Here is a 22,511-nt window from a genome sequence, read left to right as displayed (position 1 = left end):
TCGTCCCACTACCCGTCGGCGGGCAGATCGGTACGTGGGGCAGCCCCCAGATGCGCGCCGACCCGCTTGACGAGGAGTGTCATCTCGTAGGCGACCTGTCCGACGTCGGAGTCCGCGTCGGCGAGGACGGCGAGGCAGCTGCCGTCACCGGCCGCGGTGACGAAGAGGAACGCCTCGTCGAGTTCGACGACCGTCTGGCGGACGCTGCCTGCCTCGAAGTGGCGGCCCACGCCCTTGGCGAGGCTGTGGAACCCGGACGCCACGGCGGCGAGGTGCTCGCTGTCCTCCCTGGTCAGGTCATTGGACGCACCCGTGGCCAGTCCGTCACCGGAGAGCACGATGGCCTTGCGGATGCTGGCGACCCGGTCGACGAGGTCGTCGAGGAGCCAGTTGAGCGTGCCCTTGTCCGGTGCGGTGTGGCCGGTCGCCTTTGGTGCGGTCATCGACCGTCCCCCTTAGTCGTTCCTTGTGCTGTGCCGTTCCGGGCGTCGTCGCCCGCGGCGTTCTCCTCCCGGCCGCGCTGCCAGCCGCGCTGGAGCGAGGCCATGCGGCTGCGCACCTCCTCGGCGTCGCGGTCCTCGGGTTCCGTGTCACGCCCGGGGCCTCGCGCGGCCTCGTGCTTGAGCTGCCGGGCGAGGCTGGCCTGCCGCACGCGTCGGGGCAGCGCGCCCGTTCCGGAACCGGTCTGTTCCGGTGCCTCGGCGGTCTGCTGGGCAGTGCTGTCGCGGCCGTCGTCGCCGGAGCTGATCTCCGGGCGGCGGCGCCGCCGGGGAAGTCTGGGGGCCTCGGACGGCTCTCCTGGACCGTCGGCCCGGGATTCCTCGCGGGCGTCGGCACCGCCGTTGTCTGCGCTGTCGGAGCGCGGGGACGCCTCACCCCGGCGGCGGCGGGAGGGCAGCGGGGCCAGGTCGGGTTCGGCACCGGACGGGCCGGCCGGGGACGCTTCCTTGTCCGCAGCCCGGCGGGAGCGCTGTTCACTGATCGGCCGGCCGTGCGAGCTGACCAGCTTGGGTGTCCTGCGGCGGGGCAGCGGTACGGGGGCGTCCGGGCGGTCGTCCGCCTCGGCGCGGTCCGTCGCGTCGGACGGCTGCCGATGATCCCCGCCTGCGCGGCCCGGGGCCTCGTCGTCGGCGCGGGCGAGGGAGCGACGGCCGCGGAAGAGCCCGCCGCGTTCGCTGTACTCGTCGCTGAGGGCGCCCGGGAGGTCGTCGAGCGCGTCCAGGTCGACAGGGCCCTCCAGTTCGACCGGGCCGTCCAGGAGCGAGGCGGGCGGGCTCGGCAGGTGCACGGGCACCTGGGCCAGGGCGGTGGCGCGCCGTTCTTCCCCGTCTGCGGTCTCGGTGGTCCGGTCCCGGTCGAGGCGGAACCCGATGCCGTTGGTGTCGGGCACGTCATCGGTCAGCAGCACGTCGGGGATGAAGACCACCGCGGTGGTGCCGCCGTACGGAGACGGCTGCAGGGAGACGCGGATGTTCTGGCGCTGGGCGAGGCGGCTGACCACGAACAGGCCGAGCCGGTCGGTGTCGGAGAGTTCGAACTCTGGGGTCTCGGCGAGCCGGAGATTGGCCTCCAGCAGCACCTCGGCCGCCATGCCGAGACCACGATCGTGGATCTCCAGGGTGAAACCGTTGGCGACCCGCTCACCGATGACCTGGACCGCCGTGTGCGGCGGGGAGAACACCGTGGCGTTCTCCAGGATCTCGGCGACCAGGTGAGTGATATCGGCGACGGCCGGGCCGGTAACGGCGACCCGCGGCAGCCGGCGGACCTCGATGCGCTCGTAGTCCTCCACCTCGGCAACGGCGGCACGGACGACGTCCATCAGCTGAACGGGTTTGCGCCACTGACGCGAGGGAGCGGCTCCGGAGAGGATCACCAGGCCCTCGGCGTGCCGGCGCATGCGGGTGGTGAGGTGGTCGAGGCGGAACAGGTCGGCGAGTTCGTCGGTGTCCTCGGTCCTGCGCTCCATGCTGTCGAGCAGGGTGAGCTGCTTGTGCAGCAACACCTGGCTGCGCCGCGCGAGATTGACGAAGACCTCGGAGACCCCGGCGCGCAGTTCGGCCTGCTTGACGGCCGCCTCCACGGCGGCGTGCTGGAGGGTGTTGAGTGCCTGGCCGACCTCGCCGATCTCGTTCTTGTCGTACTCCAGGCGCGGCGCCTCGGTCTCCACGTCGACTCTTTCCCCCGCGGACAGCCGGCGCATCACGCTGGGCAGCCGGACGCCGGACGCCTCGTGCGCTTCCAGCCGCAGCTGGCGCAGATCGCGGATGAGTCCGCGGCCCACGCGCACGGACAGGACGAGGGAGACGATCAGAGCGGCCAGTCCGAGCAGGCCGGCGACGGCCGCCTGGATGATCACGCTCACCGCGACGGGGCGGGTACGGTCCTGATAGCGGTCGGAGGCATCGTCGTCGAGGGTGCGCAGGTCTTCGAGCACGGCGCCCGCGGCGGCGTCCCAGCTCTTGGCGCCGATCTCGTTGGGCGTGCCCGCCCCGGAGGCGGTGACCGCTTCCTCGGCCGCGCGCACCGGCGCGGTGGTGGCGTTCTTCCAGAACCGGTCGTAGCGGTCCCGTTCGGACGCCGGGAGTTGCGGCAGGCTGATGTCGTACAGGAGGGTGCGCTGGGCGACGAGGTCGGAGATCTCGCGGGTCTCGTCCTGGGTGAGCCGGCCGACCACCAGGGCGGAACCGAGCAGGGCGTCCTCGCGGGAGAGGAGTTCACGGGCCCGGTCGATGTTGACGAGGGCGCGGGCCTGGGTGTCCATCTCCACGTCGTCGACGCCTTCGAGGCTCGCCAGTAGGGAGTAGCAGGGGTCGACGACCCGGTTGTACAGATCGACTGCCTGGTGGCGGGTGACCGTGCCGTCCTCGACGCTGCGGCGCAGGGAGTTGACGCCGTCGAACGCGTCCAGGACAGCGGTGAGGCGTTCGCCGTCGCCCGGGCTCATGCTGTCGCGGACGCCGGAGTCCCTGGCGTTCTTCTGGATCTTGGCGATCGCCGCGTCGGCGACGGACCGGGTGCGCTGCAGGGCACCGAGCGCGTCGGAGGCGCGCGGGTCGGCGAGGTAGACGAGGGTCTGGCGGCGTTCCTGCTGCAGTGCGCGGACGGTGTCCTCGACGGGGTATCCGACGTCCTCCACGAGATGCGACACATCGAAGACCCGGGCGAGTTCCCGTCCTGTGAGGACGCTCGCAAAGCCCCAGATGGCGGCCAGGGACACCAGCGGCACGAGAAGCAGCGCCACGATCTTCCGGCGGATCGACTTCCCGCGAAAGCGCATGGCCTCCCCCAGCTCGGTCCCCCTCCGGACGGGGGTGCATATGTGCGTCAACAAACGGCGCGAGCCTACTACCGTCGCACGGCCAACTCGAAGGCGCGTCCGGAGGCTGAACTTCATCTTCACCGCACGGACATGGCGAGTTGTCCTGGCATTAGGGGAGATTGCGCCCCCGGTTCCAGGGGTGCAGGGGGCATCCGCCGGTTCAACACTCCGGGCGGTCGGCCGAAATTCTCCGGTGGTCCGGGAATCTTCGTGACGCGCCGTTCGTCCTTCTCCATGGGGAATGGGGGGCCGAATCGGTCACGGGAACCGCATCCACCATCCCGGCGGCGTAAAGCAGCGCAAGCCGGGCAATCACTGGGGAGCCGGTGTCTCTGGGGCACCGTGAGCGAGGGGGCTGTCGGCGGTGGGGAGTGACACGTTGATGGGCACGGCGGAGCGACGCGAGGGGCCCGAGGACGGCGTGACGGGGGGCTCGATGATCCGGCGGGGCCTTCAGGTCCCGGAGGGCGTGGGTTCGTACCCGCGGGGTACCGGGGCCACCGCAGGACAACAGCAGCCGGAGTACCGGCCGCTGTGGATCGAGGAGCCCGCGCGTAGACGCCGGATGCCCGATCCGGTGCGTACGGCCGCGGTCCGTGCGGTGATCATCATCGCCGTGACGCTGATGCAGGCCATGGTGGCCTTTCTGTGCACCTTGGCGGAGTCCTGGCTGGCCCTCCCGATGGTGATCAGCAGTGTGGCCAGCACGGTGGTCGCCACCTGGGGTGCGCTCGACGTCTGGGTGACGCGCCAGGTGTGGAACCAGCGCCACGGCGTGGTGTCGGTGCCGAGCAGTACGGCGCGGTCGCTGCGCCGGGAGCGGCGTGCCGCCCGGCGGCAGGCGAAGGCCGCCAAACGGGAGCGGATACGCAGGCAGGGCAGCGCCGGGCAGCTGTCGCACCCCTGAGTCAGGTCCTGATCCGCTCGGCCACGCGCTCGGCCGCGGCGGCAGCGTGACCGAGCGCCTCCGCGTACGGTCGCGCTCGGCCGGCGGGCGCGACCGGTCAGGGGGTGCTGGGCGCCGGGCGCTTGAACATACGTGTCGCCGTGATCTCGCTGTGTGCGGCTTCCTCGGCCCGGGTCGGCCGAGGAAGTCCGGGCCGGAGATGCTCCTCCACGCTGATGTACTTCAGCCCGGCCCTCAGGTCGGCATCGTTGCGCAACCGGATCACCAGGGGGAACTCCGCCAGCGCCGTCGTGTCGAACAGGCCGGTGGTGTAGAGCAGCTGCACGCCGAGCGCGTCGGAGACGGCACGCTGCAGCTCCAGCAGATAGGTGGCGTTGGCGCGGCCGATGGGGTTGTCGAGGAACAGGGTGCCGGCGTGCCGGTGCTTGTCACGGCCCCGGTCGTTGGAGCGCAGGGCGGCCATCGTGCAGTACAGGGCGATCGCGGCGGTGAGCAGTTGGCCGCCGGAGAACACGTCGCCCATCTGCCCGACGGGGACCCGTTCGGCGCGCAGGACGGCGTCCGGCTTGAGGATCTCCACGGCGACGCCCTTGGGCCGCAGGGCGGCGGCCACTCCTCGGAGCAGCAGGGACATGCCGTCGCGGCGCAGGTCGGAGTTCTTCTTCACGGCGGCACGAGTGGCCTCGTCGACCACCTCGCCGAGCCGCTCGGTCAGCATGGCCTGGTCGGGTTCCTCGAAGCGGATGCGCAGGAACTCCTGTCCGGACCACTCACCGAGTCCTTCGGGCAGCCGGGACAGCCGCTGGGCGGACCGCAGGGTGGCCAGTGCGGACTCGACCAGTCCGCGCAGCCGGTCGACGATCGAGTCGCGGTTGCGTTCCAGTTGGGCCAACTCGTCGGTGAGGACGCGCAGGCGGGGAGCGAAGGCGTCCGCCCACTTCTGGGCGTGCTCGGGCAGCGTGGAGGCGGGCAGCTCACGGATCTGCTGCCGGGCGGGGGTGCGCACCTGTTCGTAGCGGGTGGAGTTGGCGTGCCGGACCAGTACGTCGCCGGCCTCGCGCACGGACGCGTCGGCGGCGGAGAGGTCGGCGGCGCAGCCGCGCAGCGAGCGACGGGCCTCCGCGGCGGACCGTCTGGCTTCCTCCAGGGAGCCGGGGTACGGCTCCGGTTCCTCCTGCTCCTCGTCGCCCGCATGCTCGCGCAGCAGGTCACGGAGCATGGCCGCGACCTCGTCGAAGCCGCCGGCCGCGTCCTCGGCCGCTTGGTGGGCCGCGAGGAGTTCGCCGTGGGCCTCGCGGGCCTGGGCCAGCGCCTCGGTGTGGGAGGCGAGTTCGGCCGCCGCGGTGCGCAGCAGTGCCTGGGCGTGCTCGGCGTCGCGCGGGAGAAGTTCCTCGGGCAGTTCGGTGTGTGCCTCGCTGTCTTCGGGGGCGTGCCGTTCGGCCTCGCCGCGCAGCCGTCCGAGCTGCTCGCTCGCGGTGGACATGCGGGTCTCCAGGAGCTGGACCAGTTCCTCCGCGCGGGCGGCGGCGGCCTGTCGGGAGGGGCCGTCGGAGCCGTCGGGTGACTGCAGCAGTTGTTCGGCCCGGGTGCGGACCTTGTTGCTGAGCCGGTCGAGTTCGGCGCGGGCCGCGCTCTCGTCGCTCTCCGCTCGGGCCTGCTCGGCGCGCAGATCGGCGCCGACGCCCACCTTCTCGTACACCTGGGAGGCGGCTCGGTATGCCTCGCGGAGCGCGGGCAGGGATGCCTTCGGAGCATCGTCGGCGGCCTCGGGCAGGTCGTCGGGCGCACCCGCGATCTCGGCGCGTTCGCCGCGCAGCGCGCGGGCGGTGCGCCGGGCGTCATCGGCGGCGCGCTGGGCGGCGCGGCGGTCCTCGTCGGCGGCGCGTGCGCGTTCCAGGCATACCTGGGCGCGGGCCTCCGACTCGGTGGCCTCGTCGGCGAGTTCGCGCAGCTTGGCCTGCCAGCCGGAGCGTTCGCGCAGCCGGAAGGCGAGCCCGGCGAGCGCGTCGGCGGCGCGCCGGGCCTTCTGCGCGGCCTCCTGGCGTTCGTCCCGCGCCTGGGCGGCCTCGGCGGCGGCTTCCTCGGCCTCGGCGCGCGTGGTCCGGGCCTCGGCGAGTTCCGCCTCGGACTCCACGGCGAACTCGCGCGCGTCCCGGGCGGCCCGCGCCAGCTCGACGAGCCGTCCCGCCGGGCAGCCGGTGCGCCAGGAGGCGAGCCGGGCGGCCAGTTCCCGGTCCTTGGCGAGCCGGGCGGCGAGCGCACGGATCTCCTCGTCCCGCTCAGTGGCTCGCGCGCGCAGTGCCTGCCGTTCCTCGTCGGCGGCGTGCTCGTCGTGCATGGCCGGGTTCGGCGGTACGAGGAACACGTCCGTGCCGCTCGCGTCGGCGGCCGGGGGCGGGGCGAGCAGGGCGGCCGCGGTGCCGACGGCCACGGCGGACCGTGGCAGCAGCGCCGCCTCGCCCAGGGCTGCGCGGGCCCGCGCGTGGGTGTCCGGGTCGGTGATGATCACGCCGTCGACGAGTTCCGGGCGGGCGGCGAGCACCCGGGTGTGGTCGGCGGGGTCGACGGCCTGGGCGAGGTAGCGCCAGCCGGGCAGCGCGGGAATGCCGTGTTCGCCGAGGAACTCGACCGTGGCCAGCACGTCGGGGCCAGGCGGCAGCAGTCCGCCGTCGCCGAGCGCGCCGAGGATCCGGGAGTCGTCGGCGGCCGCCGTGCGCAGTTCGAAGAGGTGCCGTTCGGCGGAGGAGACGGAGTCGTCGAGGAGGCCGTGCAGTTCGTCGGCGAACTGGTCCAGGTCCTCGGCGGTGAGCGGGTGTTCGTCGCCGGGGCGGGCACCGTCCGGGTCGGGAGTCTCCGCGGAGGCGCCGGCCGCGGGGTCCGGGGCCGCGGGGGCGTCGGCGCCGGAGCGCTGGGCGGGTACCCCGGCCCGCCTGCCGGCGGCGGTGCCCGGCAGACTCAGCAGCTCGCCCAGCCGTTCCTCGGCCGCCAGTGCCTCGGCGGTACGGCGTTCGGCCTGGTGGGTGCGGTCGGCGGCGGTCGCCGCGTCCGCCGCGCGGGCCGCCGTCAGCTCGGCGCGGGACTCGGCGGACGCGGCTTCGCGTGCGTGCTCCGCCGCCTTGCGCGACATATCGCGGGCCGCGTCCCAGGCGGCGACGGCGGTCTTCTCGGCGTCGCTGGCGGCGAGGGCGGCACGGGCCGGGTCCGCGTCGGGCGCGCTGTCGTCGAGCCAGCCCGCGCGCACCGCCTCGGCTGTCTCCTGTTCGACCTCGGTCAGCCGTTGTCTGAGGTGCCCGATCTCGCTGCGGGCGCGCTGCGCCTCGGTGGCGGCGGCGGTCGAGTCCCGGTACGCCGACTCGCCGGTCTTCTGGAGGGCTGCCGAGCGTTCCTCTCCTTCGTTGGCGAGGGCCTCGGCGCTCTCGGCGGCCTCGTGCAGGGCCCGTACGAGGTCCACGGCGGCCTTGGCCCGGGCGGCGAGGGCCGGGGCGGCGTCCCGCTCCGCCTCCTGGATGGCGGCGGCCACGCGCGCGACGCGGTCGGCGGCGGCGCGGTGGCGCAGCACGGCTTCGGCGGCCTGCCAAGCGGAGTGCAGGGTGCGTGCGTCGGCCAGCTCGCGTTTCTGCGCGGTGGCCGTCTTCTCACCGGCCGCGAGGGCCAGCGAGGCGTGCCGGTAGGCGAGTTCGGCGGCGATCAGCGCGCTGCGCTCACGCGCGTTGGCGGACCGGGTGACGGTGTGCGCGGCGGCCGTGACCTGCTGGGCGAGGTCGGTGGCCCGCGCCCGTTCGCGTGCGCCCCGCACGGACAGCCGCCGGGCGAGGGCGCGGGTGCGGCGTTCGGCGCCGGCGTGGATGTCACGCGCGCGTGCGCGGGCGTCGGCGGCCTCCACGATCCGTCCGAGCAGGTCGACCGATCCGGCGGTGAAGTCCCGTTCGGCGATCAGCTCGGCCCGCCGGCCGAGTTTGTTGCCGAACCCGCCGACCAGGTCGGCGAGACCGTCGGTGTCCCGGGTGTCGGTGACCGCGCGCAGCAGCAGGTCGGTGAAGTCGGAGTCCTTCTTGACCGCGAACAGGCCGGCCGCCTCGCCCTCGTCGGCGTTCATCTCGCGCTGGTAGCGGAAGAGTTCGGGGTCGAGGCCGAGGTCGCCCAGGTGCTCGGTCCAGCGCTCGTGGATCTCCTCCCAGTGCACCTCCAGGTGCGGATACGCCTTGCCCGCCTCGGTCATGGCGTCCCGGAACCCCTTCATGGTGCGTCGGCGTCCGCGGGCACCCGACTGGCCCTCGACGATCGGGCGTACGGCCGTGGACTCGGCCACGGGGAGGTTGTCGAGGCTGAGTCCGGGGCCCGGCCGGAAGGAGTACCACGCCTCGGCGAACTTGCGCGGGTCGTTGGAGACCTGCCGTCCGCGCCATTCGCTGACCTTGCCGACGACCACGCATTCGCCGGTCTGCACGTGCTGCCACTCCAGCGCCACATGGCCGCAGTCGTCGGCGAGCAGGAACTTGCGCAGGACACCGGAGCTGGCGCCGCCGAGGGTGTTGCGGTGGCCCGGCAGCATCACCGAGAAGATCAGTTTGAGCAGCACCGACTTGCCGCCGCCGTTCTCCAGGAAGAGCACGCCCGCGGGTGCCGGGCGGCGCGGCGGGCCGACGGGCTCCTCCTCGAAGAACTCCGCCTGCGTGGGAGCGGGATCGGGCACCGGCTCACCCACGTCCCGCAGGTCGAGCACGGTGTCGGCATAGCGCGCACCGGCGGGACCGATGGAGTAGAGGCGGACCCGGGACAGCTCGTACATGGCGGACTCTCGTGGCTTGGCTTCGACGGGGCGAGTGACGGGACGAGTTCGGACGGACAGCTCTTCGGACCGGGAGGTCTTCGGAGGGCAGGTCTTCGGGGACAGGTCTTTCGGAGGGGCAGTTGTCGGTGCGGCGGAGCTTCGTGGCGGCGGGACGGTTCGGGGTGTCAGGAGTGGAACGGCAGCCCGGCGTCGGCCACCAGCTCCAGATCGTCGGAGTCCTCGGCGGGCAGCAGGCTGGCCGTGCCGTCGGTGACCGGGACGACGCCGAGTTCGAGGAGTTCCGCCATGGCGGCGCCGCCGGCCATGTCGCGGACCTGGAGTTGGTAGCGCGCGGTGGTGCGGTAGGTGCCGCCGTTGTCGTCGCCCGTTCTCTGCAGGAACCCGGAGTCGGTGAGGAAGGCGACCGCCTTGCCGACGATGCCGGTGGTGGAACCGGCCAGCCTGCGGGCGTCCTTGGTGGCGCCGGTGGCACTGCGCCGCACCCAGATCCGCCAGGCGGCCTCCAGGCCGGGCGCGTCGGTGGCCGGGTCGGTGTTCTCGCTCTGCTGCGCGGCCCGTTCTTCGAGGCGCCGGCATGCCTGCCGTACGAACGCGTCCACACCGTGGACGGAGATCCGGCCGATGTAGCCGTCGTCGGCCAGGTCCTCCGGGCGGGGGAAGGCCAGCGCGGCGACGGCGAGATGGGCGAGACCGTGCAGGAACCGGTCCCCTGAGTCGGCGGTGGTGCGGCGGGCGTAGTCGCCCATGCGGACGGCGAAGACGGAGTCCTCGGCGGCGGTCACCGCCATGCCCGCGCGCGGGGACACCTCCAGCACGACCAGGCCGAGACCGGCGGCCACGGCGTCCGCGAGCCGTGCGAACGCCGGGTCCTCGCGGTGGCGGCGCAGCAGTTCCGCGTACTCCTGGTCGCGCGCGGGCTGCAGCTTGGGCTGCAGTCCGAAGGCGACGAGCCGTGCCGCGTCGGCGGCGTCGGCCGGCGTGACGACGGCGCTCGCGGGTGCGGCGGAGGGCTCGGGCTCGCTCGGGTCGTCGGCGTACACGGTCACGGTCGTGGCTCCTTGGTGCGCGGGCCTGTGTGAGGGGGACGGCCGGGTCGGGTCACGCCGCCTCCGTCCGGTCGGCCGCCATGCCCGCGGCGTCCAGCAGAGCCGTGCCGACGATCAGGTCGGCTCCGCCGAACTCCGGGTCGTCCAGCTCCGTCCCGTCGTCCACGGCGAACAGCAGCCTCTCCTCGCCCTGGCGGTAGGCGGTGCCGACCGGCGGGCTGGCCGCGTGCACGGCCAGCAGTGCCACCAGGTACGGCAGTTCGGGGTCCCGCCGGCGTGCTTCGGCCAGCAGCCCGGACAGCCGGCGCGGCGCGTCCGCCGGCAGGTCCAGCAGTTCAGTGGCCGAGGCCAGCTGCTCGTCGCTGAACCGGCTGTCGTCCGGTGTGGCGATCAGGTCGGGTTCGGGCATCTCTGCGCCAAGGTGCTCCCGCTCCACCGGCGGGGTCAGCAGCAGGCCGACCAGGTCGCCGATGCGCACCAACACCGGGGTGCGCGGTCCGGTGCCACGCGCGAAGAAGGCGTCCGTGACGCGGACCGCGCGCTCCACGGGGAGCGGGAGGACGGGGGCGACGAGGTGCCCGTACAGATCCAGGCCCGATGTGGTCATGGGGGTCGCGAACGCCTGCCGGTCCTGTTCGGCCCGGAACAGCGGCCCCGCCTCCAGCAGCCGGGACTGGAGCTGTGTGTGGCGCCGGATGCAGTCCTTGACGATGTCGACCAGTTCGGCGGCGCGGCGCTTGTGCTCGGGGTCCTCGGACTCGTCGCGTGCCTTGCGGATATTGGTGAGGATCGCATTCTCGTGGCGGTACCGGTCGGCGACGTGGTCCAGGGCCTCGGCGATCATGTCGGGCACGGCGCTCAGCCAGTCCACCGCGCGGACGTTGCGCCGGGTGGCCTCCAGCGCCCTGCGCAGGCTCTCCGAGTACTGCACGGTGCGGTAGCGGGCCTGCTCCGCGGCGAGTTGGGCGTCGGCGAGGCGGCCGCGGTTGATCAGCACCTCCAGCTTGACCTCGGCGGCGATCTGGGCGCTGGTGACGTCGGTGTCGAGGGCGCCGACCAGGACGTTGACGGCCTCGTCCGTGGTGCGGAGGTAGACGGTGCCGCCGGGTCCCGGGACCTCCTCGATGAGCTTGAAGTCGTAGTCACGCCGGACGTAGGTGCCATCGGGCGCGAACGTGCCGTACACGGCGCGGAAGCCGCGGTCGACGCTGCCGACGTTGATCAGGTTCTCCAGGACCCAGCGGGCCACGCGCTCGTGCTCGGCCACGGGGCGGCGCGGGGCCTGGGCGGAGATGCGCGGGAGGAGCCGGGCGACTATCTGCTCGTGGTCGGCGCCGGTGTCGAAGTCCATGTTGAGCGTGACCAGGTCGATGGCGGCGAGGGCCACCTCCGCCATGCCGTACACCGAGTACTCGCCCGCGAGGTTGGCCTTGCGCGCGTCGAGGTCGTGCAGCGGCGCGGTGCAGGCGAGCGCGCGCAGCCGCCGCGCCAGTCCCTCGTCGGCGGCCGGGCCCGGTGCCGGGCGCGGCCCCGCGCTGAACTGGGGCGGAACGCTGTCCGTCGATGCAGGCGAAGTCACGGTGCACAGACTAGGTCCTCCGTCTGACAACGACCCAAACGACGCAGAAGCGGCGGCCGTCACCCCACCGCGAGACGCCCTCGGCCGGTGCCGGCGCCCGCGCCACCCGCTCAGCCGGCGCTGTGGCCCGCGCCACGCCCTCAGCAGACGCTGCGGCCCGCTCCGCCCCTCAGCCGGCGCCGGCCCGTCCACCCGCTCAGTCGGCGCCGTGACTGCTCTGGCCGACCCGCCGCCGGTAGACGTCCACGACCCGCTCCAACGAGTCCGCCAGGTAGGTTCCGAGCAGCCGCTCGGCCTCGCTCCGGTCGCCCTCCTGGAGGACCCGCAGGATCTGACGGTTGCGGGCGAGGTAGGGCTCGTGCAGCCGACGCGGATCGTCGACGACGTGGAAGGCGAGGCGCAGTTCCGCGAAGACGCTGCGCATCAGCTCGTCGGTGCGTTCGCTGCCGGCCAGGGCGACCAGTTCCCGGTGGAAGTGGATATTGGCCGTACCCACGCCTTTCCAGTCGTCCTCGGTGGCCGCCGCCTGTCCCTCCGTCACCGCGGACGCCAGTCCGTCCAGGGCGTACGGCGGTTCGCCCAGGCCGCGGACGACGGCGCACTCGACGAGGGTACGGGTGCGGTAGATGTCCTCGACGTCCTCCACGGCCAGCACCCGCACGAAGACGCCGCGGTTCAACTCGTGGACGAGCAGGCGTTCGTGGGTGAGCAGGCGGAACGCCTCGCGCAGGGTGTTGCGGGAGACGCCGAGCGCGCCGCCGATGCTGTCCTCGGACAGCCGGGTGCCGGGCGGGAAATAGCCCTCGGCGATACGGCTTCTGAGAATGTCCGAAACCCGCTCGGCGGTGCTGGTGCGCCCCAGGAGCGCGCGGTCGCCGGCCAGTCCCGTCAGCTGCTCTGCCATGCCCGGAATTCAATCGCAGATACGAGGACGAAACAACGTAGGTATTGAAGGATCGTTGAACGATCCTCTACGGTGCTTCGCACGGCACGGTTCCACACCACACGGTGAGGCACCACGCGATCAGGCACGGCACGGTCAAGCACGGCACGGTTCCCGCACCACCCGCCCACGGCTCCGCCCGGCTCCGGCTCCGCCCGGCTCCCGCACCACCCGGTTACGGCTCCACCCGGCTCCAGTGCCACACGTCGACGGCTCGGCACGGTTCCCGCTCAGCTCAGTCCCCGCACCCTCCGTCCCTCATCTGCGAGGTGCTCATGAGCTCGACCCCTCCACCGCAGACCCTGCCCTCCGGCCGACGCACCGGCGCGCGTGAACGCGTCGGCGACGACGGCCCGTTGGGCTGGCTGCACGCTCTCGGCCCTCGCGGTCGGCGCGCGTTCGCCGGCGCTTTCGGTGGATATGCCCTGGACTCCTACGACTACTTCACGCTGCCGCTGAGCATGGTCGCGCTGGCGGCGTACTTCAGCCTGGACAGCGGCCAGACCGGCCTGGTCACCACCGTCACACTGGTGGTCTCGGCGATCGGCGGCGCCGCGGCCGGGGTGCTGGCGGACCGGGTGGGCCGGGTCCGGGCCCTGCTGATCACGGTGATCACCTACGCCGTCTTCACCGTGGCCTGCGGCTTCGCCCCGAACTACGAAACGCTGCTGGTGTTCCGCGCCCTCCAGGGCCTCGGCTTCGGCGGCGAGTGGGCGGTCGGCGCGACCCTGGTCGCCGAGTACGCGAGCGCGAAGCACCGGGGCCGCACGCTCGGCGCGGTCCAGAGTTCCTGGGCGATCGGCTGGGCGCTGGCCGCGATCGTCTACACGCTGGTCTTCTCGTTCCTCGGCGACGACCTGGCCTGGCGGGTGATGTTCTGGACCGGCGCGCTGCCCGCACTGCTCGTGCTGTGGGTGCGCCGCCGGGTGCACGACGCCCCGGAGGCGGCGGCGGTCCGCGAACGCAACCCGCAGCGCGGCTCGTTCGCGGCCATCTTCCGGCCGGGCACGGCCGGGGCACCAGGTCTGCTGCGTACGACGGTCTTCGCGAGCCTGCTGTCCACCGGCGTCCAGGGCGGCTACTACACGCTGGCCACCTGGGTGCCGACCTACCTCAAGTCCGACCGCGGCCTGTCGGTCGTCGGCACCGGCGGCTATCTGACCTTCCTGATCTCCGGCGCCTTCCTCGGCTATCTGACCGGCGGTCACCTCACCGACCGGCTGGGCCGGCGCCGCAACATCTGGCTCTTCGCCCTGCTGTCGGCGGTCTGCATCCTGGCGTACGCGAACATCCCGGCCGGCGCCGACACCCTGCTCCTGGTGCTGGGTTTCCCGCTCGGCTTCTGCATGTCGGCGATCTTCAGCGGTTTCGGGTCCTACCTCAGCGAGCTGTATCCGACGGCGGTGCGCGGCACGGGGCAGGGCTTCACCTACAACACCGGGCGCGCGGTGGGCGCCGTCTTCCCGACCCTGGTGGGTTTCCTGGCCGACAGCTGGGGAGTGGGCGGCGCGCTCGTCTTCGGAGCGCTCGGATACGGCATCGCGGCGCTGGCACTCCTCGGACTGCCGGAGACCCGCGGGAAGGAGTTGGCATGAGCGGCACACCCCGATGCGAGGACCGCCCCCTGGTCCTCGTCGACCCGCACGCGCACGCGTGGCACCCGGCGAGCGCGCGGGCCCGCTTCCGTGCGGGCCTGTCCGGTCCCACGGCGGGCGTCGCGGCGGGTCACACCCAGGCCAACCTGATCTCGGTGCCCGCCGACTGGGCCTACGACATGCTGCTGTTCTGCCAGCGCAACCCCAAGCCCTGCCCGGTGCTGGACGTCACCGACGCCGGGTCCTGGCGCACGGTGCTGGCGGGCGGTGCCGATCTGCGCACCGACCTGCCGCGCTACCGGGTCTGGCGGGACGGCGCGTTGGTGGACGAACCGACGGACGTACGCGCCCACTGGCGGGACGACCTGGTGTCGTTCCTGATCGGGTGCAGCTTCACCTTCGAGTGGGCGCTGGCCGAGGCAGGCGTCCCCATCCGCCACATCGAGCAGGGCCGCAACGTACCGATGTACGTGACCACCCGCCAGTGCCGGCCGGGCGGTCGGGTGCGCGGTCCGATGGTGGTGTCCATGCGCCCGGTGCCGCCGCGGCACCTGGCGAGCGCGATCCGGGAGACCAGTCTGCTCCCGGCGGTGCACGGCAGTCCCGTGCACTGCGGCGACCCGGCCGCGCTCGGCGTCGAGGACCTGGACCGGCCCGACTTCGGGGACCCGGTGGACCGCGCGCCGGACGACATCCCGGTGTTCTGGGCCTGCGGGGTGACCCCACAGGCCGCGGTGATGGCCTCCAGGCCGCCGTTCGCCATCACGCACGCACCGGGCCAGATGTTCCTCACCGACGCCCGTGACGAGCAGTACCGCGTGGCCTGACACGAGCAGTACCCGCGGCCCGGCGCCGGCAGCACCACACCGCCCGGCACGCGCAGCACCCCACGTCCTGAAGGGAGATTCGGAAGACCCATGACCTCCATCGATACCTCCATCGATCTGAACGCCGACCTCGGTGAGGGCTTCGGCCGCTGGCGGCTGACCGACGACGAGCGGCTGCTCGCCGTGGTCACCAGCGCCAACGTCGCCTGCGGATTCCACGCCGGGGACGCGGCCACCATGCGACGGGTGTGCGAACTGGCGGCCGGGCGCGGGGTGACGATCGGCGCCCAGGTCTCCTACCGGGACCTGGCGGGGTTCGGGCGGCGCGCGATGGACGTGCCGCCCGCCGAACTGGCCGCCGAAGTGGCGTACCAGATAGGCGCCCTGGAGGTCTTCGCGCGGGCGGCGGGCGCGCGCGTGGGATACGTCAAGCCGCACGGGGCGCTCTACAACCGTGTGGTGCACGACGAGGAGCAGGCCGCGGCGGTCGTCGACGGCGTCCTGCTCACCGGTGCCGTGCTCCCCGTGCTCGGACTGCCGGGCTCCCGGCTGCTGGCACGTGCGGAAGCGTGCGGGCTGCCGACCGTCACGGAGGCGTTCGCGGACCGCGCGTACACCGACGAGGGCACGCTCGTGCCGCGCGGGCAGGACGGCGCCGTGCTCACCGACCCGGAGGCGGTGGTGGCCCGCTCGCTGGACCTGGCCCGCGACGGCGCCGTGCGGGCACACTCCGGTGCGCGCATCGCGGTGCGCGCCCGCTCGCTGTGCCTGCACGGGGACACCCCGGGGGCGGTGGAGATGGCGCGCCGGGTGCGCGAGCACCTGACGGCGTCCGGGGTCCGGGTGGTGGCCTTCGCATGAGGACGCTGCCGGTCGGCGACCGCGCCCTGCTCGTCGAGGTGGCCTCGGCCGAGGAGGCGCAGGCGCTGCACGCGGAGCTGCTGCGCCGCCGCGCGGAGGGCTCGCTGACCGCCGAGGAGATCGTCCCGGCGGCCCGTACGGTGCTCCTGGACGGTCTGGCCGACCCGGCGGCCCTGGCCCGGGAGCTGAGTGCGTCCGAGGTGCCTGCCGCCCCCGCACGCGCGCGTACGGTCGTCTCGCTATCGGTCCGCTACGACGGCCCGGACCTCGGCGAGGTCGCCGCCCACTGGGGGGTGTCCGAGGACGACGTGGCCCGGATCCACGCGGGCACCGAATTCACCGTCGCCTTCTGCGGGTTCGCCCCCGGCTTCGGCTACCTCACCGGTCTGCCCGCCCGCTACGGCACGCCGCGCCGGGGCACGCCGCGCACCGCGGTCCCGGCCGGGGCGGTGGCGCTGGCCGGGCCGTACACCGGCGTCTACCCGCGGTCGTCACCGGGCGGCTGGCAGTTGATCGGCCGCACGGACGCGCTCCTGTGGGACCACGCGCGCGTACCGGCCGCCCTGCTGACTCCGGGCGCCCGGGTCCGCTTCGTACCGGTGGCGGCCACATGACCGACCGTGCGCTCGTGGTGGTCCGGGCGGGCGCCCTGACCACCGTGCAGGACCGGGGGCGGCCCGGCCACGCCCACCTCGGCGTACCCCGTTCGGGGGCGCTGGACGGGCCCGCGGCGGCGCTCGTCAACCGGCTGGTCGGCAACCCGCCCGGCGCCGCGGTTCTGGAGACGACACTCGACGGCTGTGCCCTGCGGGCGCGTGCGAGCGTCGTCGTCGCGGTCGGGGGCGCGCCGAGCCCGGTCCGGGTCGGCGGGCGCCCGGCCGCCTGGGGCACCGCGCTGCGGGTGCCGGCCGGGCACCTGCTGGAGGTGGGGGCCGCGGCCCTGGGGGTACGCGCCTATGTGGCCGTGTCCGGCGGCATCGCCGTCGAGCCGGTGCTCGGCAGCCGGTCCACCGACCTGCTGTCCGGACTGGGTCCGGCGCCGCTCGCGGACGGTGTGGTGCTGCCCCTGGGCGAGCCGCCGCCCGGTCCGCACGCGCGCGTGGACGTCGCCCCGCAGCCGGGACCGCCGGCCGAACTCGTGCTGCGCGTGACGCCGGGGCCGCGCGAGGACTGGTTCGCCCCGGGGGCCGTGCGCGACTTCACCTCGCGCGCGTACCGGGTGTCGGCGGCGAGCAACCGGATCGGGCTGCGCATGGAGGGACCGGCCCTGGCACGTGCCCGGACCGGCGAACTTCCCAGTGAGGGCATGGTCCTGGGCGCGGTCCAGGTGCCGCCGGACGGCCGGCCGGTGGTCTTCCTAGCGGACCACCCGACCACCGGGGGCTACCCGGTGATCGCGGTGGTGCGCGCCACCGACCTGCCGGCCGCCGCGCAGGCGGTGCCCGGCACCCCGGTCCGTTTCGTCGCCGTACGGCACCGCTGAACGGTCATGCCGCGTCCGTCCGCTCCGCCACCGACAGGGCGGCGAGGGCCGCGGACACGGCGGCCGCGGCCCGCAGGTCGAGGCGGGCACTGGTGCCCCGCGCGCGGTGCCGCATCTCGTCGGCCGCCAGCCTGAGCAACTGCGGCAGCAGGTCGGTGCAGCGCCTCGCCACCCAGGCGGTGCCGGCGGTCGCCAGCCACCACAGGCTCGCCGACTTGGTCGGCACGGGGAACTCCGGCTCGGGCGAGGGCGCGGTGCCCGTCGCGGCGCCCGCCTCCACGAGCAGGGCGTGGAACCGCAGCGCGAGCTGCCGATGGCCCCGCTCGCCCGGATGCAGCCGGTCCGAACTCCACATGGCCCGGTCGGTGAGCCACGCGCCCTCCGCCGCGTGCAGGTGGACGGCGCCGTACCGCTCGGACAGCGCGTGGACCACCGTGTTGACGGCCCGCTGGCGCCGGGCCAGCGGGCGGGCCAGGGCGCCCGGCAGCCCCAGCATCGCGCCGGGGTCGGGCAGGCACGCGGTGAGCAGGACGGTGTGCTGCCGGGTGAACGCCGCGTAGACCTCGTCGAGCCGGGCCGCCACCGCGTGGATGTCGAAGGTGCAGCGCAGGGTGTCGTTGACGCCTATCACGACGGAGGCGACGTCCGGGCGCAGGCCGAGGGCGCCCGGGGTCTGGCGCTCCAGCACGTCGCGCGTCTGCGCCCCGCTGACCGCGAGGTTGGTGAACTCCACCGTTCCCTCGGCCATGCCGCCGGCCAGCAGCGCGGCCCAGCCGCGCCATCCGGCGCCGAGGGGATCGCCCACGCCCTCGGTCAGCGAGTCCCCGAGCGCCACGAAACGGACGGGTCTCATGCCACGCCCTCCGGCACGACACGCCGGGACGCCCCGGACCCGCCCGGCGCCCCGGACGCCTCGGGCGCGTCGGACCGCGACCGCGCCGTAGCCTCGGGCGCGTCGGACCGGACCGACGCCGACGCCTCGCCCGCTCCCGCCCGGCTCGGCACCGCTCCGTCCTCGGCGCGGCCCGACGGATCCGTCGGGCCGTCGTCGCCGGGGCGGCGGGCCGGCACCGGCGCGTCGTGCGCGGCGAGGAACGCCTCCACCGCGGCGCCCCATCCGAAGCACTCGGCACGCGCGCGTGCGGAGTCCCGCCGCTCGGCCACGGGGCGTTCCAGAAGCGTCTCCACGGCGTCGGCGAACGCCTCTCCGTGGTCGGCCGCCGTGGCCCCGGCGGACCCGATGACCTCCGGCAGCGCGGACGACGCGCTCGCCACCACGGGCGTCCCGCACGCCATGGCCTCCAGCGCGGCGAGCCCGAACGTCTCGGCCGGTCCGGGGGCCAGGGCCACGTCGGCGGAAGCCTGCAACGCGCCGAGCGCGGTCCGGTCGGAGACGTGCCCGAGGAAGGTCACGGGCAGTCCGCGCTCCCGGGCCCGCTGCTCCAGCCGTGCCCGCAGCGGTCCGTCCCCGGCCACCACGAGCACCGCCCGGCGCCCGCGCCGCAGCAGCGCCTCCAGCGCGTCCAGTGCCGTACCCGGCCGCTTCTCCACGGACAGCCGGGAGCACATGACCAGCAGTGTCTCGTCCACGCGCGCGTGCACGGCCCGCGCCCCGAGGTCCCGCAGCGCGGGGTGCCGGTCGGTCAGGTCGACGCCCAGCGGGGCCCGTACGACGTTGCGCGCACCGATCCGGACGAACTCGCGCTCGGCGAACTCGGTGGTGCACACGACGCGCGAGTAGGTGTGCGCCGTACGGACGTTGAGGGCGTCGGCGGCCCGCCGGGAGGCGTTCTCCGACAGGCCCCAGGTGCGCAGCACTCCGTCGGCGGTCTCGTGCGAGACCATGACGGCGGGGACCCGGGCGCGCCGGGCCCAGCGGCCGGTCCAGCGCAGCGTCGTACGGTCCGACACCTCCAGCCGGTCCGGTGCCAGCTCCTCCAGGAGGGCGGCGACGCGCCGCTTGTCGAGCAGGACGCGGTAGCCGCCGGTGCCCGGCAGCAGCGGGCCGGGCAGCGTGATGACGCGGCCCTGCTCGGTGTCCTGGTCCGTGTGGCGCTCGCCGGGCACGATCAGCACCGGCTCGTGGCCCGCCACCCGGAAGCCCCTGCCCAGCTCGCGCAGCGCGGTGCGCAGACCGCCGGAGGCGGGGGCGACGAAGTTGGCGAGCCTGACGATGCGCAGGGAGTCGGTGGTCATGCCGGCACCGCCGTCTTCCGTGCCGCGAGCACATTCTCGTAGTGCGTGATCAGCCGGTCGCCGATCGCGGACCAGGTGCGGCCTTCGACGGTGGCCCGCCCGGCGGCGCCGTACTCGGCGCGCAGCGCCGGGTCCGCGGCCAGGGCCCGTACGGCGTCCCGGACCGCGTCCGCGTCGCGCGGCGGGACCAGCAGGCCGGTGTGCCCGTGGGCGACCAGGTCGAGCGGGCCGCCGATGGCGGGCGCGACCACCGGCACGCCGCTGGCCATGGCCTCCTGGACGGTCTGGCAGAACGTCTCGAAGGGGCCGGTGTGCACGAAGACGTCGAGCGAGGCGAAGAACCGGGCGAGGTCGTCCCCGGTGCGCCGGCCCAGGAAGACCGCGCCCGGCAGGGCCTCGGCGAGCTGGGGCTGGCTGGGCCCGTCGCCCACCACCACGACCCGGACGCCGTCCAGGGCGCAGGCGCCGGCCAGCAGTTCGACGTGCTTCTCGGGGGCGAGCCGGCCGACGTAGCCGACGATGACCTCGCCGTTCGGTGCGAGTTCCCGGCGCAGCGCCGTGTCGCGGTGGTCGGGGCGGAAGCGGACGGTGTCGACGCCGCGCGGCCACAGCTTCACCCGGGGCACCCCGTGTGTCTCCAGGTCGGTCAGGGCGGCGCTGGACGGGGCGAGGGTGAGGTCGGAGGCGGAGTGCACGGAGCGGATGCGCCGCCAGGCGGCGGCCTCGCCCGCGCCCATGTAGGTGCGGGCGTAGCCGGCCAGGTCGGTCTGGTAGACGGCCACGGTGGGGATGCCGAGCCGGGCCGCGGCGGCCATGCCGCGGACGCCGAGGACGAAGGGGCTGGCCAGGTGCACGATGTCGGGGCGGTGCTCGACGAGCGCCGCGGCGAGGCGTCGGCTGGGGAGGGCGACGCGGACCTGGGGGTAGCCCGGGAGCGGTAGGGAGGGGACATGGACGACAGGGCACGGCGCGGAGGCGTCGGGCCTGTTTCCGGGAGCGGGGGCCGGAGCGACGACGAGGGGAGCGTGACCGCTGTCGACGAGGTGCCGGGCGGTCTGGAGCGCGCAGTGGGCCACGCCGTTCACATCGGGGGGAAATGATTCGGTCACGATGACGACACGCATACCCGTGTTCTCGCCGTGCCGGACGTGGCCGCGTCAACGTGGATCTTTCCGAACGAGGAACGTCCTATGAGCGTTGCACTGCACACCCGGGCAGGTCAGCCGCTGTCCATGCGCTCCTGTCCCCTGGGTCACCCGCTGTTCACGCGAACCGTCCGTCCGGGGCGATACGGCTGCGGACGGCCGTCTGGACCTCCGCCTCCTCGGCCGGGTCGGCGGCGAGCCGGCGCAGGCGCTCGACGACCCGGGCGTCACCGGTCTCGGCATGCCGGGCGGCGACCTCGCGCGTGGTCTCCTCGCAGTCCCAGAGGCATTCGACGGCGAATCCGGTGGGGAAGGAGGGGTCGGTGGCGGCCAGGGCGCGGGCGGCGCGGCCGCGAAGGTGGGAGGAGGCCGTCTCGCGGTAGACATGGCGCAGCACGGGCGCGGCGCAGGCGATGCCGAGGCGGCCGGCGCCGTCGACGAGGGTCCACAGGGTGGGTGCGTCGGGTCCCTCGCCTCGGACGGCCTCCCGGAGCGCCGCGAGCACCAGTCCGCTGTCCCGGGCCGCGCCGCGGCAGGCGAGCATGCGTCCGGCGGCGGCGCCGAGGACATCGGGCCTGTGGGCCCAGCCGCGCGCGCGGTCGACGGCGGCGATGCTGCGCATCCGTTCGAAGGCGTCGACCGCGGCCTGGGCGACAGGCGTCGGACCGTAGGTCGCGGCAGCTTCGATCAGGGCGAGGGCGTCGGGGTCGTCGGCGTCGGCGAGGTACCGCAGGGCGGTGCACCGGGCTCCCTCGGCGCCGTCCTGGGCGGCGCGGACGATCTCCGGCCGGTCCTCGGGGCCGGCCACGGCGACCAGGCAGCGGGCGGCGGGAACGTGCAGGGCGGTGCCGCGTTCCACGCCCTGCTGGGCCCAGTCGAGGACGGCGTGCACGCTCCAGTCCGGGCGTGGTCCGCTCGGCCGCAGCTGGCGCTGCCACCGGTCGAAGCAGCCGGTCTCCTGGGCGGCACGCACGCGCGTGGCGATGGATTCGCGCGGATCGTCGGCCCACAGCCGCCACGGCCGGGGCTCGAAGGCGTCGCGGACGGCAGCGGCCAGCTCGGCCTCGCCCTCGGCGTCGGTGCCGAAGCGGGCGAGGACGGGCACGGCGAGGGCGCGCAGGGCCGCGTCGTCGTCCCGCAGGGCGAGTTCGTCCAGCGCCCAGGCCCAATTGGTGCCGTGCGCGGCGTACCTGCGCAGCAGGTGCAGCGCGTCCTGCCTGCCGTACGAGGCGAGGTGCCCGAGGACGGCCAGGGCGAGGCCGGTGCGCGACTCGTCGGTCTCGCGGATGTCCTCGGGGTCGAAGAGATGCGCCTCGACCTCGTCGAGACCGCCGTTCAGGTCGAGGTAGAGGCGGGCGTAGTAGAGGGAGCGGTTCTCGACCTGCCAGTCGTGCCGGGGGTCGTGCAGCACGCAGTGGTTCAGCGCCGCGAGCGCTTCGGCGCGGGGCGCGGTGAGCGCGTGCAGCGTGCCGTCGCCGCGGCCCCGCTGAAGCAGGCCGAGCAGCGTTCCGCTGGGCGCTATGACCGGATCGAACATGGGAAACAGCCTCACATCAAGCGTCGACGCAACCGGGGAACACGCACTACCTGGCCGCGTGACACAACGTCGGGGCGCCCGCCGTCTCTTGCTTGCTGTAGACCATCTTCCTCTGCCTCTCGTCGGTGGCCCATGCGGGCCGCATCACGGTCCGCGCGGTGCGGCAACACCTGCCCAGCCATCGCGTCCGTGAACCACGTCGCCATGATGACTCGCGGGTTTCTCCTGCCGCGACCGTATTTCCGGCGGCCTGTCACCGCCTCCCCCATTTTCCCTGT

The 22,511-nt window shown here is 74.1% G+C and carries 16 protein-coding genes; 6 read left to right on the top strand and 10 right to left on the bottom strand.

Annotated features, from left to right (window positions below):
- Positions 1-8 precede the first annotated feature (8 nt).
- Both ACFY2B_RS31425 and ACFY2B_RS31420 read right to left on the bottom strand, forming a co-directional pair.
- Positions 9-443, bottom strand: a complete 435-nt coding sequence (locus ACFY2B_RS31425; RefSeq protein ID WP_390766448.1) for a roadblock/LC7 domain-containing protein — start codon at positions 441-443, stop codon at positions 9-11.
- Entirely contained in the window at positions 440-3,280 is a 2,841-nt protein-coding gene (locus ACFY2B_RS31420; protein WP_390766447.1) for a nitrate- and nitrite sensing domain-containing protein, read from the bottom strand. Before ACFY2B_RS31420 ends, ACFY2B_RS31425 begins: the two co-directional genes overlap by 4 nt.
- Positions 3,281-3,704: 424 nt before the next feature.
- On the opposite strand from ACFY2B_RS31420, the gene ACFY2B_RS31415 reads away from it, so the two are divergent.
- Complete coding sequence (locus tag ACFY2B_RS31415; protein WP_390766446.1) at positions 3,705-4,229, top strand: hypothetical protein; 525 nt, start codon at positions 3,705-3,707, stop codon at positions 4,227-4,229.
- A 97-nt stretch (positions 4,230-4,326) separates the two neighbouring features.
- Here the strand turns inward: ACFY2B_RS31415 and ACFY2B_RS31410 are convergent, their stop codons facing one another.
- The 4 genes from ACFY2B_RS31410 to ACFY2B_RS31395 form a co-directional block, all read right to left on the bottom strand.
- Complete coding sequence (locus ACFY2B_RS31410; protein WP_390766445.1) at positions 4,327-9,018, bottom strand: hypothetical protein; 4,692 nt, start codon at positions 9,016-9,018, stop codon at positions 4,327-4,329.
- Positions 9,019-9,185: 167 nt separating this feature from the next.
- Entirely contained in the window at positions 9,186-10,067 is an 882-nt protein-coding gene (locus ACFY2B_RS31405; protein WP_390766444.1) for a hypothetical protein, read from the bottom strand.
- A 52-nt stretch (positions 10,068-10,119) separates the two neighbouring features.
- Positions 10,120-11,646, bottom strand: coding sequence for a hypothetical protein (locus ACFY2B_RS31400; RefSeq protein ID WP_390766443.1), 1,527 nt, complete (start codon positions 11,644-11,646; stop codon positions 10,120-10,122).
- Between the two features lie 196 nt (positions 11,647-11,842).
- Positions 11,843-12,550, bottom strand: coding sequence for a GntR family transcriptional regulator (locus ACFY2B_RS31395; protein WP_390766442.1), 708 nt, complete (start codon positions 12,548-12,550; stop codon positions 11,843-11,845).
- Between the two features lie 314 nt (positions 12,551-12,864).
- Here ACFY2B_RS31395 and ACFY2B_RS31390 point away from each other — a divergent pair, with 314 nt between their 5' ends.
- The 5 genes from ACFY2B_RS31390 to ACFY2B_RS31370 all read left to right on the top strand — a co-directional run bounded on the left by ACFY2B_RS31390 (position 12,865) and on the right by ACFY2B_RS31370 (position 17,355).
- Complete coding sequence (locus ACFY2B_RS31390; RefSeq protein ID WP_390766441.1) at positions 12,865-14,184, top strand: MFS transporter; 1,320 nt, start codon at positions 12,865-12,867, stop codon at positions 14,182-14,184.
- Positions 14,181-15,011, top strand: coding sequence for a putative hydro-lyase (locus ACFY2B_RS31385; protein ID WP_390766440.1), 831 nt, complete (start codon positions 14,181-14,183; stop codon positions 15,009-15,011). Before ACFY2B_RS31390 ends, ACFY2B_RS31385 begins: the two co-directional genes overlap by 4 nt.
- A 90-nt stretch (positions 15,012-15,101) precedes the next feature.
- Complete coding sequence (locus ACFY2B_RS31380; protein WP_390766439.1) at positions 15,102-15,872, top strand: LamB/YcsF family protein; 771 nt, start codon at positions 15,102-15,104, stop codon at positions 15,870-15,872.
- Positions 15,869-16,486, top strand: coding sequence for an allophanate hydrolase subunit 1 (locus tag ACFY2B_RS31375; RefSeq protein WP_390766438.1), 618 nt, complete (start codon positions 15,869-15,871; stop codon positions 16,484-16,486). Before ACFY2B_RS31380 ends, ACFY2B_RS31375 begins: the two co-directional genes overlap by 4 nt.
- A complete protein-coding gene (locus ACFY2B_RS31370) occupies positions 16,483-17,355 on the top strand; it encodes a biotin-dependent carboxyltransferase family protein (RefSeq protein WP_390766437.1) in 873 nt (290 codons plus the stop codon). Before ACFY2B_RS31375 ends, ACFY2B_RS31370 begins: the two co-directional genes overlap by 4 nt.
- A gap of 4 nt (positions 17,356-17,359) precedes the next feature.
- On the opposite strand, the gene ACFY2B_RS31365 is transcribed toward ACFY2B_RS31370, so the two are convergent.
- The 4 genes from ACFY2B_RS31365 to ACFY2B_RS31350 form a co-directional block, all read right to left on the bottom strand.
- Positions 17,360-18,208 carry an SGNH/GDSL hydrolase family protein gene (locus tag ACFY2B_RS31365; RefSeq protein ID WP_390766436.1) on the bottom strand — a complete coding sequence of 283 codons (849 nt, stop codon included), beginning with the start codon at positions 18,206-18,208 and terminating at the stop codon, positions 17,360-17,362.
- The gene (locus ACFY2B_RS31360; RefSeq protein ID WP_390766435.1) at positions 18,205-19,551 is read right to left on the bottom strand and encodes a glycosyltransferase; all 1,347 of its coding nucleotides are present in this window, start codon (positions 19,549-19,551) and stop codon (positions 18,205-18,207) included. The genes ACFY2B_RS31365 and ACFY2B_RS31360 overlap by 4 nt, the downstream gene beginning before the upstream one ends.
- Positions 19,548-20,675 carry a glycosyltransferase family 4 protein gene (locus ACFY2B_RS31355; protein ID WP_390766434.1) on the bottom strand — a complete coding sequence of 376 codons (1,128 nt, stop codon included), beginning with the start codon at positions 20,673-20,675 and terminating at the stop codon, positions 19,548-19,550. Before ACFY2B_RS31355 ends, ACFY2B_RS31360 begins: the two co-directional genes overlap by 4 nt.
- A 139-nt stretch (positions 20,676-20,814) precedes the next feature.
- Positions 20,815-22,233: a HEAT repeat domain-containing protein gene (locus ACFY2B_RS31350; RefSeq protein ID WP_390766433.1), complete on the bottom strand. Its 1,419-nt coding sequence runs from the start codon at positions 22,231-22,233 to the stop codon at positions 20,815-20,817.
- Positions 22,234-22,511 lie beyond the last annotated feature (278 nt).

Origin of the sequence: Streptomyces sp. NPDC001270, assembly GCF_042896695.1 — a bacterium.
GTDB lineage: Bacteria > Actinomycetota > Actinomycetes > Streptomycetales > Streptomycetaceae > Streptomyces.
The sequence above is the reverse complement of the archived record's forward strand: the minus strand, read 5'-3'. Positions and strand labels throughout refer to the sequence as shown.